General features: G+C 37.3%; 11 protein-coding genes. 10 read left to right on the plus strand and 1 reads right to left on the minus strand.

What is annotated here, in order from left to right:
• Positions 1 to 647: 647 nt before the first annotated feature.
• The gene (locus FBQ94_RS11915; RefSeq protein WP_285442156.1) at positions 648 to 1835 is read right to left on the minus strand and encodes a glycosyltransferase; all 1188 of its coding nucleotides are present in this window, start codon (positions 1833 to 1835) and stop codon (positions 648 to 650) included.
• A gap of 634 nt (positions 1836 to 2469) precedes the next feature.
• On the opposite strand from FBQ94_RS11915, the gene FBQ94_RS11920 reads away from it, so the two are divergent.
• From FBQ94_RS11920 to FBQ94_RS11965, 10 genes are all read left to right on the plus strand, one after another.
• Complete coding sequence (locus FBQ94_RS11920; RefSeq protein WP_285442157.1) at positions 2470 to 3228, plus strand: STAS domain-containing protein; 759 nt, start codon at positions 2470 to 2472, stop codon at positions 3226 to 3228.
• Between the two features lie 519 nt (positions 3229 to 3747).
• Entirely contained in the window at positions 3748 to 5118 is a 1371-nt protein-coding gene (locus tag FBQ94_RS11925) for a sugar transferase (RefSeq protein ID WP_040543061.1), read from the plus strand.
• 465 nt (positions 5119 to 5583) lie between these two features.
• Complete coding sequence (locus FBQ94_RS11930) at positions 5584 to 6423, plus strand: SLBB domain-containing protein (protein ID WP_040543059.1); 840 nt, start codon at positions 5584 to 5586, stop codon at positions 6421 to 6423.
• A 102-nt stretch (positions 6424 to 6525) separates the two neighbouring features.
• Positions 6526 to 8286 (plus strand): tyrosine-protein kinase domain-containing protein, encoded by a 1761-nt coding sequence (locus FBQ94_RS11935; protein ID WP_007219950.1) that lies wholly within the window; start codon positions 6526 to 6528, stop codon positions 8284 to 8286.
• Between the two features lie 206 nt (positions 8287 to 8492).
• On the plus strand, positions 8493 to 9119 hold the full coding sequence (locus FBQ94_RS11940) for a class I SAM-dependent methyltransferase (protein ID WP_285442158.1): 627 nt from the start codon (positions 8493 to 8495) through the stop codon (positions 9117 to 9119).
• A 94-nt stretch (positions 9120 to 9213) separates the two neighbouring features.
• Positions 9214 to 10749, plus strand: a complete 1536-nt coding sequence (locus FBQ94_RS11945; RefSeq protein ID WP_040543057.1) for an oligosaccharide flippase family protein — start codon at positions 9214 to 9216, stop codon at positions 10747 to 10749.
• A gap of 138 nt (positions 10750 to 10887) precedes the next feature.
• Positions 10888 to 12042, plus strand: a complete 1155-nt coding sequence (locus FBQ94_RS11950) for a glycosyltransferase family 4 protein (RefSeq protein ID WP_007219947.1) — start codon at positions 10888 to 10890, stop codon at positions 12040 to 12042.
• Between the two features lie 26 nt (positions 12043 to 12068).
• On the plus strand, positions 12069 to 13004 hold the full coding sequence (locus tag FBQ94_RS11955; protein WP_007219946.1) for a sulfotransferase family protein: 936 nt from the start codon (positions 12069 to 12071) through the stop codon (positions 13002 to 13004).
• Between the two features lie 62 nt (positions 13005 to 13066).
• Positions 13067 to 14224 (plus strand): glycosyltransferase, encoded by a 1158-nt coding sequence (locus FBQ94_RS11960; protein WP_007219945.1) that lies wholly within the window; start codon positions 13067 to 13069, stop codon positions 14222 to 14224.
• Entirely contained in the window at positions 14224 to 16308 is a 2085-nt protein-coding gene (locus tag FBQ94_RS11965) for a WD40/YVTN/BNR-like repeat-containing protein (RefSeq protein ID WP_007219944.1), read from the plus strand. The genes FBQ94_RS11960 and FBQ94_RS11965 overlap by 1 nt, the downstream gene beginning before the upstream one ends.
• Positions 16309 to 16313 lie beyond the last annotated feature (5 nt).

Raw genomic sequence — 16313 nt, forward strand, 5'->3', positions numbered from 1 at the left:
AACAAGCCAAACAAGCCAAACAAGCCAAACAAGCCAAACAAGCCAAACAAGCCAAACAAGCCAAACAAGCCAAACAAGCCAAACAAGCCAAACAAGCCACTAAAGCTTAGCTTGATGCATATGCCCTTGGTCCCCCTTTAGAAAAGGGGGAAAAGTTTGATATGTTTGATCAGGCAAACTTTTCTCCGGAAAAAATCCTTCTTTCCCCTCTTTTCTAAACTTATCCTTCTTTCCTCCCTTTTTTTAGACTCATCCTCCTTTCCCCACTTTTTTAAACTTGTGCTTCTTTCCCCCCTTTTTTAAAGGGGGGTTAGGGGGGATTAGAGGGAAATATGAACACACATTGCTCTTTCTCCAGGGGGATACCTCTTTATTTTATGGAACACTATTCTTAGCTTGATTGTAGAGGAATTTTCATTGTATATATGCGGTCTTTCGGTAGAGACAAGGCATTGCCTTATCTCTACTAAATCAAGGTAAATCCTGTAAATCCTGTCTAAAAATAATTTAATGCATATGGGGTTCATTCCCCGTACTAGTGACCGGCGGTTTTCGGTGGTTAGATTAGCAAAGGCATTACTATATGTCAATAAAAAAGCATGAAAAATGAAAACAGGAATTAAGGAAAATTCTGTGAAGATTTGTCATTATTTCTTGTCGTGGCCATTGGTGACAGTCTCAGTGCGGGCACCTCTCCATTCATATTGACCCAGAAGGTGATTGATAGCGGAGGATATCGTCATTGCTACATAGAGCGCCCCGGTAAATGGCAGGATAAACGCCCGGTATAACCCCAGATTAAAAAAACGAAGTGTTGGGGTGTACGTGGCTGCCATTATCAGGAGTGTGACGCATGAGAGGATGGCCGTCCATGAAGAGACAGCGCCGGTAAAGAATCCAAATATACCTCCTACGGGCGCCAGGAAAATGACGGTTAATCCCAGCACGGTTCCCATGAGGGATAACCATGAGCGCCGCAACTGCGAGAAGGCGGTGCGTGCGACCATCCTCCAGACATCCTGAAGCTGGCGATAAGGGCGGATGCTTATTGCTGAACGTGTTAATGCAAGAGAGACTGAAAATCCTGCTCGTTTTATTTGTTTGGCAAGTGCGATGTCATCTATCCAGGCGTTACAATACCCGGCTATGCCGCCGATTTTATCCAGGGCATGGCGGGAGATGAGTATACAGCCACCCGCTGCTGCCGATATGCTGGAATGAGGGTCTTTTACCTTTCCGAAGGGATACAAGAGATGGAAGAAGTAAACAAAGGCTGGAATTAATAAACGGGCCCATATCCCTGTTGTATCAAGCAGCGCCATTAATGAGACCATTGCTCGTTGCTCAGTCAGGGCCTTTGCCATGAGTCCCCGCCACAGGTTGGGACGATGGAGAATATCAGCGTCAGTAAACAGGAGCCATTCACCCGATGAGGATCTGACGCCTTGTTCAAGCGCCCATAGCTTGCCGGTCCAGCCGGGCGGGGGTGTGGAGCCATCGAGAATGCGTACCATACGATTGGACCGGGCTGCACTATCGCTTGCATATTTCGCTGTGCCGTCATTCGATTGATCATCGATGATTACGATTTCGGATGCATGATAGTCTTGTTCCAGCCAGGAGGGTAATGTCAGAGGAAGAGATGCCCGTTCGTTGCGCGCCGGTACAATAACTGATAAGCTGGGCCATCCGGATATTGATGTGTGCGGATCGTTGATAGCCTCCCACCGTTCAGACATCCTCCAGCGTACAGGCAAAAGCAGAATGATAAGCCAGATGATTGCTGAGGGAATGCAAACAGAAAGTAAAATCAGGTTAACCATAGCAGAAGACAAGAAGACTGTCCTTTTCTTACTCCTTTTCCACAGACAAAAGGGGGCGAAATGCTCCAAAAATTTACCGGGCAATTACTATACTATAACAAAGGTAGACTTGCAATATTGTTTCTTAATATCACGCCAGTTTTTTGAAAAAAATACCCTGTTACCGTACAAATTAACCAAAGTTATAGTATTCAAAGGATGAAACCGGACATTATTAAAGATAGGGTGGCACGGACAAACTGGTTTGTCCGTGCTGATGGAATCACACCTGATGTATTGTGTTCGGTTTCATTTCTGGATTACTATAATCACCTAAGTCCCGATAATATCTCATATTTATGAAACATGTTAGAAAGCTAACACTATCCTGTTAGATTTTTAGTTATTGATATAAAGCCAGTTATTAAAAGGAGTTACCTAGCTCATTTTTTCTGTGTTTTGCTTACGGGTGTTAGAATCCTAACATAGAGGCTATTGCTTACCCGTATGTTTAACGCATAGTATCTTTTCCTTTATAGTTATATATCATAAGTATTTATGACATTAATTCAAATAATCACAATCGTTGGCACAATTTTTCCTATGTGTCATGTACAACTTTATAAGAGAAAAACAAAAAATCAAAGAGATGATTACCTGTACCGTAATGAAAATTATATCTCATCCCTCATATGCTGGTGGGTCTGCAATACAAGTGCTTGAAATCTTCGGTGAAATAATTGGTCAGGAAGTTTTTGAGCTGGAGTGGTATTTATATACCTGTCTGGATGAAGGGCGGTATAACCTGCTTATCGACCTGAGGCAGGTAAAAAAAATTGATGGGCTGGGGATTCAGATTTTCAAAAACGTTATTTCCCGTGGTATGCAGATCAGGTTATTCAATGTTGGACCAGACATACAGAGGATGCTAAGGATTTCCGGAAATGCAGATTTTGTAAAAATCTATTATGAGACAGATTGCGATCAGGTTATTTCATCCTTTAAAAAAGATATCGAAGAAAAAAAAAGGATTATAAACGGCAATATTATAAAAAGATGCTATCCCCGAATCCATACGTTTTTTCAGGCAAGCTTCCAGTCCCATGCAGGCAATAGCAGCACAATCTCATGCAGGGCGAATATTATTAACCTGAGCGAGGGTGGTGTTTTTGCAGAGATTCTCACAGCCATCGATGCGAAGAGCGGGGAGATAGTCAGATGTGCCGATATAGAAGGGCAGGGACTTCGCAATTTCGAGTTTAGCCTGAACGATAGCTCTGAAACGGTTAAAGCACAGGGACAGTGCGTCAGAGAAATAATGAATGGCCATAAAGCATATGCCGGAATACAGTTTCAGGATATGGAACAAGAGGGTAAGGATAAAGTACAAGCGTATATAAGGAAGGCTATTCTGGTTAAAGATTGATAGTATTACGTAGGGCAACCCTTTAGGGTTGCGCCTTTGCGCGGCGGAAGCATGTCGCTGATAGAGGCAGTATGAATTGATCCTAATAGTGATTTCAAAACAAGATGTCATATATAGAGATAAATTCATGAGAATTAAGGTATATCCTGGTTTGCAATCTCATGGAATGTATAGGAATTTCAAAGTTTTTCGTTATGCCATGAACACACCCATAGCCCAATTGTAGAGACGCAAAATCTTGCGTCTCTCCAGGGGAATAAACCCACCCCTAACCCCTCCCAAGAGGGGAATAAAAGTCCCCTCTTGGGAGGGGATTTAGGGGTGGGTAAATGGAGCATTTTTACATAAGTTATCTATAGCATCCAATGGTATGCATTTGTGCAAGGCTAAAGCCTCGCCCTGCGTAATTATGCTGAAGATCAAAATATATAAAGAATGCTGAATAATAAATAATTCCATAAACCTTTAACCCTTAACAAAGCCATGTTAAAAGAGCATCATGCAATCTTTAGAGGTCTTATGATAGTCCTGGACCTGTGTGTTGTCTTTGCAGCGTTCTTTCTGGGTCTTATCGTACAACACCAGCCGTATCATTTTCATCTCCTGAGAACCTATGTGGTCCTTTTACCGGCGCTGCTTATTATTTGGGGAATCCTTCTCTATTACTTTGGGATGTATAGCTCATTACGGACAAAACCGATATCAGACGTTTTATTTATCGTGATCGAATCGGCCCTTTTAGGCGGCAGTCTTTTTGGAAGTTTTATTTTCATCACAAAGATGGATTCCGTGAGCAGACTGCACATAGCGTATGCATTCCTCTTTGCCGTAGTGTTTATCAGTATTGAGAAGATCCTCATTATACAATTCTTCCGGTATCATCGCAGGAGAGGGATGAATACGAGAAATATCCTAATCGTTGGCACCGGCGCGCGTGCCCAGCATTTTATAGAATCAATTAACAATCATCCGGAATGGGGAATTAAAATCAGCGGTCTTGTGGATAAAGACCCCGTGAAGATAAATACCGTAATTTGCGGACATAAGGTGATAGGCTCCTTCGACCATATAACCGATATAATCCATAATCATGTCATAGATGAAGTACTCTTTATTGTACCGCGTTCCTGGTTAAATTCGATTGAAAGGGTAATGTTTGAATGCGAGACAGAGGGGATAAAGGTAAGCGTGGCGGTGGATCTCTTTGAGCTGAAACTATCGAAGGCAAGATACAGCACGGTAGATACCTTACCCTTACTTACGTTCGAAAGTACGCCGGATAAGATCCTGCACCTTTATATAAAGCGGTTATTCGATATAATCATTTCTTCCTGTACAATAATCCTGTCAGCGCCTGTTTTTGCAATAGCAGCCATTGCCGTAAAGGCAACATCAAAAGGCCGCATATTCTTTCAGCAGCAAAGGTGCAGCAGAAATGGCAGAAAGTTTATGGTATACAAGTTTAGGACCATGGTTGAAAACGCCGAAAGTATGCTGAAAGACCTCCTCGCATATAACGAGATGAGCGGGCCTGTTTTCAAGATGGAAAACGATCCCAGACTGACGAAGGTCGGAAAGTTCTTACGGAAATACAGCATAGATGAATTACCACAATTATGGAGTGTATTGAAAGGTGATATGAGTCTGATAGGGCCAAGACCGCCTGTTCCGGAAGAGGTAGGTCAATATGAGCCCTGGCAGAGAAGGCGGCTCAGCATGCGGCCCGGATTAACCTGCCTTTGGCAGGTATATGGAAGAAACAAGATATCCGATTTCAACGAATGGATGCGGCTAGACCTGAACTACATCGACAATTGGTCGCTCTGGCTCGATTGTAAAATACTCATAAGAACCTTGCCGGTAGTATTATTTGGAATAGGGGCAAGATAAGACGTCTCAAAGACCGTGAAATCAACACGTAGAGAAGACGCAAAATCTTGCGTCTCTCCGGGAAATGAACCCACCCCTAACCCCTCCCAGGAGGGGACTTTTTATTCCCCTCCTGGGAGGGGTTAGGGGTGGGTAAATCGGCAGATGCATCAAGCTAAAATATGGAAACGGCGAAGAATAACAAACCACAAAAGAATTTTTTGAGACAGGATGAGCAGGATTATCATTTTTATCTTGTTAATCCTGTCTCAAAAAAACAAAAAGGATAAATTCCTAAAGGAGAACCAAAAGGATTTTCCCTCTTTTCTAAAGGGACTAAGACAATTTCCCCCTTTTCCTAAAGGTACTAAAAAAATTTTCCCCCTTTCCTAAAGGGGGATCAAGGGGGGATTAAGATACCCCGCTTATCATGTAACAGTAACATGTTGTATATTGATTTTTGAACTCTTCTCTATGAGGAAAAAATTGAAAAGTATCTTTCTCTGTTTATGCGTGTTTTTTAGTGTCTCCATGGTATCAATGCCAGGTTACTCCGGCGAATCTACAGAGCAATATACCGTCAATGTAAACGACGTACTGGAGATAAATGTACTTGGGCACGATAACCTGAAAACAGTGACCCCTGTTGCGCATGATGGTACGATATCCTTCCCCTATATAGGGGTCCTTAATGTAAAAGGTATGAATCTTTCGGAAATCGAAAAGGAAATATCAAAAAGACTTTCCGTTAGTTACATAAAGTATGCCGTAGTATCCGTAACCTTATCAAGCTACAAGAGTATGAGATTCTTTGTGTACGGTGAAGTTAAAACCCCGGGAAAATACGACCTGGAAGAAAATATGACCGTGATAAAGGCCATTTCATCGGCTGAAGGTATCACACCGGATGGTATATATGGCAGGGTAAAACTCAAACGAAGATTAAAAGACAAACCCGGATACGAAGAAATTGCTATAGATTTGAAAAATAAAAAAGAGAGTAATCTGAATGCCGATATGCCGATTGAGAATGATGATATAGTAATCGTAGAGCGCAGCAGTAGTTTTTTCGTATATGGAGAAGTTGAAAACCCCGGTAAATTTACCCTGGAAGATAACATGACCGTGCTCAAAGCCATATCCCTTTCCGGGGGTTTTGCGAAATACGGCTCCCCGGACAGGGTAAAAATCCTCCGGACAATTCCAGGCAAAACAGGATATCAGAGTATCAAAGTAGACATGAAAGGAGCTGTGGGCGGTAAGGTCGACAAAGATATCCGTTTAGAGCCGGAAGACATAGTCGTTGTCCTGGAAGGAGTATTATAAACAGTTCAAACCGTTTAATCCGTTTGAACGGCTTAAACGGTTTGAACTGTTTGAACTGTTTTTATCAGCGTCCCATAAATTATTACTAAGGAACAATTTTTTATGAGTCTTGATTCCACCGGAAACACCCTGCGAGACTATCTGTCAATCGTATTTCGTCACAAGGCCGTTATCATAACAACCTTCGTTACCATTATGACCATCGTCTTCCTTGTATTAGAACTCAAAACCCCGGTCTATAAGGCAAGCGTTAAAATGCTCATATCCGCTGAAAAGCAGGTCGATTCGCCATATTACAGGGACTTAAGTTATAACCGTTCTCAATCCTACATAGCCCTTACCCAGGCAGAAATTGTAACCTCCTCTCATGTACTGGAGCGCGCCGTTAAGGTGCTGAAGTTACATGAACGTCCATCCGGCTACGAGAAGAGCTTTTATTCTCCTGTAAGACAATGGCTTGAGCAAAAAAAGCCTCAATGGTTAATAAACCTGCAGCAGAAGAAGACAAATGAATTAAAGAACCTTTCATCAGAGCAATTGGATGAATTCCTTTTATGGAAAGCAGTAGGAGACCTAAGCAGGAAGATAGAGGTTACGCCAATACGGGATACCGATGTATTCATAATAACCGTAAGCGACTTCAGCCCCCAGGAGGCAGCAGCGATTGCCAATGTAGTAAGCCGTTCCTATATTATTTGCGACCTTGAACAACAGCTTGCCGAACTCCAGTTGAAATACGGAGAAAGACATCAGATCGTATTACAATTAAAAGATAGCATCGACAAGATGACCGGTAACCTGAGTGGTTCTCCGCTTTCCTATATGGAATCAATTGGCCCGGCGACAATCAAGATCGTTGAGCAGGCACGAATACCTTTTATACCGGTAGGAACGAGTAAACACCTTACCCTTGTACTTGCCTTCTGTATGAGCGTAGTCTTAGGCATCATGCTTTCCTTCGGGTTTGAGTACCTTAATTGCACGTTTAAGTCACCGCAAGAGGTAGGAAAATTTCTCAATGTACCTGTCCTGGGCTTTATCCCCCGGAAGGGTTTTAAGAGTAAAAGATTAGTGAAAGATACGATGAAAATAACCCCTTACACTCAATCTTATAAAGATCTTTCTGATAAGATATATCTTTTCATGAGGGATAAAAATCTAAAATCCCTTTTAATAACAGCCGCTTCGCCAGTGGAGGACTCTGCAACAATCGTTGCGAATCTTGGTAATTTCTTATCGAAAAAAGCAGGTCATAAGGTCCTTATCATCGATGCCAATATACATACTTCAACGATACACAGGACGTTTCATATCCCTGATAATCCCGGTTTGACGAGTATCCTTAGGGGAACCATATCTTTTGAAAAAGCGTCGCAACACATACATAATAACCTGTCGGTCTTAACTGCCGGAGAAGACTCACACAATCTGACGATGGATGGAGATCTCTTTACTATATTTGATGAAGTGAAAGATGATGAAGATGTACTTGAAGGAGAAGCCTTTCCTGATAAGAAAAGTAAACGCACAAATCCTAAACTAGCTACCTTATTATCAGAAAGAGTAACCCTCAACCAGGCTACCACGGGTGATACCTCCAGAATGTTTAAGGTAATTAATTCAGCGAAAGAAAAGTATGACATAGTCCTTGTTGATTATGCAAACTTAAGAAATGTGAAGGATACGTGTCTCCTCTCATCGTATGTAGACGGAGTCATTCTTGTCGTAAACGAGGGAAAAACCCGGCGGCACGTTATAAAGTCATTGATTGCGCCTTTAGAGCAAAAAAATGCTAATCTGGTCGGAGTCATTTTCAATAACCGTACCTTTGCGATTCCAGGAATGATTTATAAGAGGGTATAGGCATTACAAGGGAAAAACTTAGATTAAAATCATTAACAAAGCATTAAGTAATATAAATATTTATTTCAAATTATCTAAATATGGTTAAGAAAACCGTTTCGTCTTTACCTGAATGGTCTAAAAAACCATTAAGACTTACAAGGGATTTTGTGTATTCCATACCTTATCGTGGTAAAGGGTGTATATGCCCAATTTGTAATAAATCAATGCGGAAATTTCGTAAGCTCGGTATTTGTCCTGATGATGCTTGTTGTATTCACTGTTGTTCTTTGGGAAGGCATCGATTTGTATGGCTGTATTTTAACAAGATGACGAATCTATTTGATGGAAGATTTAAAAAAATGCTTCACATAGCACCGGAGCCATGTCTTGAATCCAGATTGAAAAAATGTTTAGGCGAAAGCTACATTACTGCGGACTTACTAAATCCACGTGTGATGGTAAAAATGGATATAACAGATATCCAATATCCAGAAGAATTCTTTGATGTTATCTATTGCAGTCACGTATTAGAGCATGTTCAGAATGATAAAAAGGCTTTAAAAGAATTCCATCGTATCTTAAAAGATGATGGGTGGGCTATTATACTCGTTCCCATTACTGTAAATAGGACTTTTGAGGACTACTCCATTATTGATCCATCTGAACGTCGTAGGGTTTTTGGGCAGGAAGATCATGTTCGGCGGTATGGATCTGACTATATTGATAGACTTCAAGAAGCTGGATTTAGAGTAAAAGTTAGTTATGTTTCTGATTTCTTTAAGAAAGAGGATATAGTTCACATGGGTCTTACACCTGGAAGTGGAGAGATTTATTACTGTTCTAAAGGATAGATATAGATATTGGATATACATAGAGAGGCTAAATTGAGGTTTGGGGATAACTTCTAAATATTTATAGATTGACTAGAAAACACAAGACTACAAAATGAAAAGAATGATAATTAATATCTTAAGTAATAATTTAGGCAAGTTGTTTGAGATGGTATTAGGTTTTATAATAGTTCCATTTCTTATTAGTAAACTAACCTCAACTGGCTATGGTGTAATTATATTAATGGAGTCTTTTATCATTTTTTTTGAGATGGCTGCTGTTGGTTTACGGTCAGCACTAGCGAGATTCGTTGGTTTACATATTTCAAAAGGTAAGGATAACGAGGTAAACTCATATTTGGCAAATGGACAGGTTATTTTATACATTTTTACTTTTTTGTTTTCGATTGTGGGAGTATCTCTATTGCTGAATATCAGCTACCTGTTTAGCATACCATTGAGCTTACAGGTACACGCTCAATTTGTACTTTTAATGTTGATACTCGGTTTCGCCATTAATGTTATATTTACACCATATTGGGCTATATTGTACGCTAAACAAAGGTTTGACCTCATTAATATTTATTCATCGGCAGGTAGCCTTTGCCGCTTTATTCTAATTTTAGTGTTTTATTCAATCTTTAATTCTAAGTTAGAATATTATGGAATTATATTTTTAGTATCTGTAATTATTGAGAGAATGTTAGTTTTTCAGAGTGCAAAAAAAATATTCTCAGCGTTTCAGATAAATTTTAAAAATGTATCGTATGTTAAATTGAGGCAAATGTGGCAGTTTATGCTTTCAATAATAGTAAACAAAGTAAGTGAATTATTTTATGATACTGCTGATACCGTTATTATTAATCGAATTTACGGTTCTTATTCTAACGCTATATATGCTGTGAGCCTAAAGAGTATTGGTGCTCTAAAGAGATTAATCCAGTATTCAGTAACAGTTCTATCACCAACATTTACAGAACTGTTTTCAATGGATGAAATAAACAAAATTAAAACCTTATTTTGCGCGTTTACAAAATTATCTGCACTCATTTCTATTCCATTTTGTGTATTGCTAGCGATATTTGCTAAAGAATTCGTTATTTTTTGGGTAGGCCAAAATTTCCTAGCATCGGTGAACATTTTATATTTCCATATAATTGCAATAGTACCTGTATTGGTTTTTTCGATATGTATAAGCTTAACTACTGCATTCGGAAAGGTTAAAATACCAGGCAGAATGGCATTACTATTGGGGGTAATGAAAATAGGCGTTAGTATATTATTTGCGTTGCACTTTAATATGGGATTAGTTGGGTTTGCATTGGGAACGGCAATATCACAAACAATACAAACTGCATTTTTTCTGCCATACTACACGTCCAAAATAGTAAAAATTAATTTTTTTAAATATTATCTCGCAGGATTTATTAAACCAGTCTTATTAGGATTGGTATGGGGAGCTATCATATTCTATATTAAGTCTTTTTTACACATTAACTTATTATATCTACTCTATTCTTTACCGATGTTTGTTATTGTTTACTATACAATTTCATATTTTATCATATTAAATAATAATGAGAGAGTTTACTTGATAACCCTATCAAAAAGAATCTCATCGAAACTAATTACAAGCAAAGGAATTGCATAGGATAAAAATAAATGGCAATTAAATTACCAAATTTTTTAATTGTTGATGCTGCAAAAAGTGGTACGACATTGCTTTATCAATATTTGAAACAGCATCATTAATTGATTTAATGTTATTTTATATAGGAAAGCTTAAAGTATGAAAGTTTTGATGATTTGTAGAATATTCCCACCACGATATGGTGGGGGAGTTATTCAAGCGATTTTTCTAGCTAAGGAATTAAAACGGCAAGGTATTGATGTAGAGTTTGCTACAAATAATTATAGACAGAAAACAGCTTTAGATATATACGATGGTTTCTCTGTATATAAGTTTTGCAGTTATTTTGAATCCAAAGCGTTATCAAGCTTAGGACAATTTATATATTTTCTAAAGATGTTTTTATTTCTTCTTTTTAAGTCAAACCATGATATTATTCTTTTTTTTGGTATATCAGGATTTGATACTTTTTTGTTCCCATTAACTAAATTATTTGGCAAAAAAACACTTTTACAATTAACCTTAGTTGGCTGTGATGATCCTTTAAGCATAAGGAAAAGAAAACTTGGATTCCTATTTCATCCATCTTTGTATTGTGTGGATAAAATAATACCTATATCAACTAAGTTGTTTCATTTATCTCTCGAAAGTGGTATTAGCAAAAAAAAATTGGAACTAATTCCAGTTGGGGTTAATACTTCAATGTTTTTTAAATTGCCAACTGAAGACAAAAAAGTATTAAAAAGTAAATTGGGATTTTTAAATTACTCACACATATTTTTGGCTGTTGGGCAAATTGAAGAACGAAAAGGTTATGAATTTATGATTCAGGCATGGAAATTTATCGGTGAAAAGTTACCAAATTCTGTTCTTTTAATTGCAGGTCCCAAGAATGATGTTTCAAATCCATATTTTCAAAAACTTCTAACAATCATAAAAGAATCGTCATTGAAAAACATTCTATTTTTAGGATTTATACATAATATAAATGAATACATGAAAATTACAGATTGTTTATTACATTGCTCAACGGCTGAAGGGCTGCCAAACACATTAATTGAGGCTGGCATTTCTTCGGTTCCGATTGTTTGTCGCCATATCGACGGCGTTACGTCAGATATTATCATTACTTCCAATATAGGACGACAGTGTTTTTCAGATCTGCCTGCTGATTTTGCTAAAGAAGTTTTTTCCATTCTAAAAGAAAGGAACGAATTAAATACAGCCTTAAACATTGAAGAATTAAAAAAAAGATTCGATATTAAAGAAGTTGCAAGACAATATATAAATTTATTCAATTGGCTTAAGACTTAATAGTATCCTTTAATAAAGGAAGAAAAGTGACAGTTAAACTACCAAACTTTTTAATTGTTGGTGCCGCTAGAAGTGGTACAACATCGCTTTATCAATATTTAAAACAGCACCCTGAAATTTATATGAGTCCTTTAAAGGAACCTAATTTTTTATCCTCTCAATTTAAAAAATTTGCTTTGAACGAGATTGAGACTAGTAAAATTGGAAATACTTTAATAAAGACTTTTGATGACTATAAAAGGCTTTTTGAAAATGTTAGAAATGAAAAAGCCATAGGAGAAGCTAGTACAGAAAGCCTCTATTTTTATGAGGACACTATTAAACAAATAAAAACCTATCTAGGAGATGTGAAGATAATAATTATTTTGAGAGAACCTGTAGAAAGGGCTTTCTCATATTATGTACATCTCGTAAAAGAATTTGGAAACTTTTTATCCTTTGAGGATGTATTAGAACAGGAAAAAGAAAGTTTACGTGATGGTTGGTCATTTTATGGGCCACGTTGCAAGCGTGAGAGTTTTTACTATAATCAAGTGAAAGCCTATGTGGAAAACTTTAATCATGTTAAGGTTTTATTTTATGATGACTTACAAAAGGATGCCTTTACCTTGGTAAAGGATATCTATAAGTTTCTAGAAATAGATACTTCATTCATTCCAGATGTTGAAGTTAAGTTTAATATCTCTGGTATTCCAAAAAATAAAGCAGTAAATAAACTCTTAGCAACGCCAGAAAAGGCAAAATTGCTTATAAATTTTATGAAATTAACAATCAAACCCTTTGTGTCAAAAGAGATTATATTCAAAATCTCGAAGTTGGTAGAGGATTTAAAAATGAAAAACATGCTAGAAAAGCCGCAGATAAAGCAGGAAACTTATGAAAACCTTAAAAATCTGTATCGTGAAGATATATTAAAACTGCAGAAATTTATAAATAAAGATTTGTCTCATTGGCTAAGATAACAAAAAATTATTTTTCAAAATAGAATGAGTAAATACATCAAGAATTAGCTTAATAATAAAAAATGAAAAATAACAAATTAAGGGTGCTTCACGTAATTAAAACGTTAAGTTTAGGTGGTGCAGAAGTAAATCTTTTTAATTTATCTCAAGCGATTGATACAAATAAATTTGAGATTCATATTGGATATTCATATGGCGGAGAGTTTGAAACTAGATTCAAACAACTTGGAGTGAGATTATTTAAATATTCCAATACAGCTTACAAGGTTAAGAGTCTTGCAAGTCTTATAATTATTTTTCGTATACTAAGGTATATTTTTAAGAATAAAATTCAAATCGTGCATACTCATAATTTTAACGCTCATGTGTGGGGAGGAATTGCAGCTAGACTTTCCGGTGTAAAAGTTATTGAACATGTACATGATTATAGATATGAAGAACCATTATACCTTGAAAAAAGAGGCGTAAGACCCGATCAATTTAGATTGGCAAAGTATTTTGCCAAATTATCAGACAGTATTGTAGTCTTAACAAAGAATAATAAAAATCTTCTGTTAAGAAATCGCATCGCCTCTGATCGAAAAATTAAAATGCTATTGAATGGTATTAATCCCAAGTTTAATCAATCTGTTGATGGATATGAATTAAGAAAAAAGCATTGCATTCCAGCAGACAGGAGAATTATTTTTGCGGCTGCAAGAATTTCTCAAGAAAAAAATATAGGTGCCGTTATTGATATTGCAGAAATAAGTGTACAAAGATGTGATAAAGTTATTTTTGTTATTGCAGGGGATGGCCCTTTAAAAAATGAATTAGAAGAAAATGTTAAAAAAAGAAATTTAGATAATATCGTTCGTTTTATTGGATTTTGTCCGAATGTGAAAGAATTTTTAAAAATATCAAATATATTTATTCAACCGACCCTATTAGAACTTCATTCAATTACTATGATTGAAGCAATGAGTATGGGTGTACCAGTCCTTGTCTCCCAGGGAGTCGGATGTAATGATTATTTTATAACACATGGAGAAAATGGTTTTTTGCTTGATCCTTATAAACCAGAGGTATGGGCACAAACAATTAATCTGCTTTTAGATAATCAATCTTTATCGAATACTATTGGTAATGCGGGAAGCAAGCTTATAGAGAATGAATGTGATATTAAAAAAACAGTCAAAAATATCGAAAACTTATATTATGATCTTGTGAGCACAATGTAATGCGGAGAATATATTTTACCTCTATATTTTTCTTGCTCCTTTTTTACTTTATTACTCAATCACCGGCAGATGAAGTAATAAAGAGCGGTTGGACATTTGTAGGATGGTATGGTGGCGGATGTTATCCTGCCATAGTACCTGATCCCAACGTGAAGGAAAGACTATATCTTTTATCAGATGTTGCGGGTCTATGGCGTAGTGATAACAAAGGAGACGAATGGCACTTTATCAACGATGGCTTGGTAAATTTACATATCGCTGTCCTATCAATAGCACCATCCAATTCTGATGTTATCTATATAGGGACACAAGCAGGCATGATGAGATCGGATGATGCTGGTAAGACATGGCACTATCTCTTATCTACAAAAGATAAAATTATCTTTAAAAGGCCTGACAGTTATCGCTCCATTGCGATTGATTCAAAAGATTGCAATAGAGTATATGCTGGCACAAAAAAAGGAGAGATCTTCTATTCTGAAGATGGAGGTAAGGAATGGAAATGCCTGGAAGGGAATAAGTATCCTTTTAAAAAAGAAGTCACTATAACAACCCTTTTGCTGAGCCAAGGTGGAAAAATGCTGTTTGTTGCATCTGAACTTGGACTTATGCGATATGATGTGACCAAAAAAGAATGGCAAAAAATAGAAGTTGGTAATAGTAGAGTATGGGATATGGTATGCTCCGGGTCAAATGATACGATTTATGTAACATCTGGAAGGCAAATTGCCTTTAGCTCTGATTATGGTAAAACGTGGCAATTTACTACGGATATACCTCGGGATGAAATAACAAGATTATCGGTGAGAATCGATAGGTCTGGAGCTACAAAATTATTAGCAGGATGGAGGGATGGCTGGAAAGGCGGTGTATTTTTAAGTACAGATAAAGGCGAAACATGGAAAGATAGAGAAAAAAATCTTAGACACAATGAAATTCATAATCCAACAAGAGCATGGATGAAAGGCTTTGGTAAACCAAATGCTGTTGTTTTCGACCCATTCAATCAAGAGACTATCTATTTTACTGATTGGTGGGGAGTGTGGCGTTCTGATGATAATGGAGAAAATTGGAACGAGATAATAAAAGGTGCTCCAAATTCTTGTGGTTCAGATATTTTTATATCTTCCCTTGGTAATATTTTTGTAGCTACTATGGATAATGGTTTATTGGAAAGTTCCAATAGTGGAAAATATTATAAGGCCCTTTTTCCATCGAAAGGATATGATAAAGCGATTAATGGACATGTTTGGAGGGTTTTCGTTATACCAGAGAAAGAGAATAATACCATAATTGCTACTTCTTCTCCATGGAATGATGATATTAATCAAGTTATTTTAAGCTTTGATGGAGGAAGAAATTTTGAGGTGATTAGAAATGGACTTCCATCAAAAAGGCCACAGGTAAATACGATGTGGGGGCAAGGTTATCCAAGGGCTTTAGCAATAGACCCAAAGGATAATCGCAATATATATCTTGGTATTGATGGAGATGATGGAGGAGGCCTATTTATCTCTCGTGATGGTGGTAAGTCATGGCAAAGGTCAATTGGACAGCCAGATTCTTTGCGAATTTATAACGGATTGGTAGTAGACCCAACAGAACCCAATCGTATATTTTGGGGGGCATGTGGAAACGATGGTGGGGTGTATCGATCCGAAGACTATGGTAGAACATGGAAAAAAGTTTTTTCAGAATCAAGATGGATATTTGATCTTGCTATTTCAAAAACAGGAATTGTGTATGCGGCTGGTACATCCGGCAAACCAGTTTTGTATGCTTCTTACAATAAAGGGAAATCGTGGAAACTTCTGAAAAGTTTCAAGGAGTCAGAGAGTTGTGAAGCCATTTGTATTAACCCTGAAGATGAAAAACAAATTTTTATGGGAATAGTTAATTGGAATGGATATTCAGGAGGAAAAATACTTTATTCAAAGGATGAAGGTAAAAACTGGAGAGATATTACAGACACCCTTCCACCATCGAATGGACCTGCTACTTTGGTAGTTAACTCTCAAGAAGAAATGCTTTATGTGCTTTTATATGCTGGATCTGTCTATAAAAGACCCCTGGGTTTCTTATAAAAAAT

The organism is Candidatus Jettenia sp. AMX1, assembly GCF_030263775.1.
Lineage (GTDB): Bacteria > Planctomycetota > Brocadiia > Brocadiales > Brocadiaceae > Jettenia > Jettenia caeni.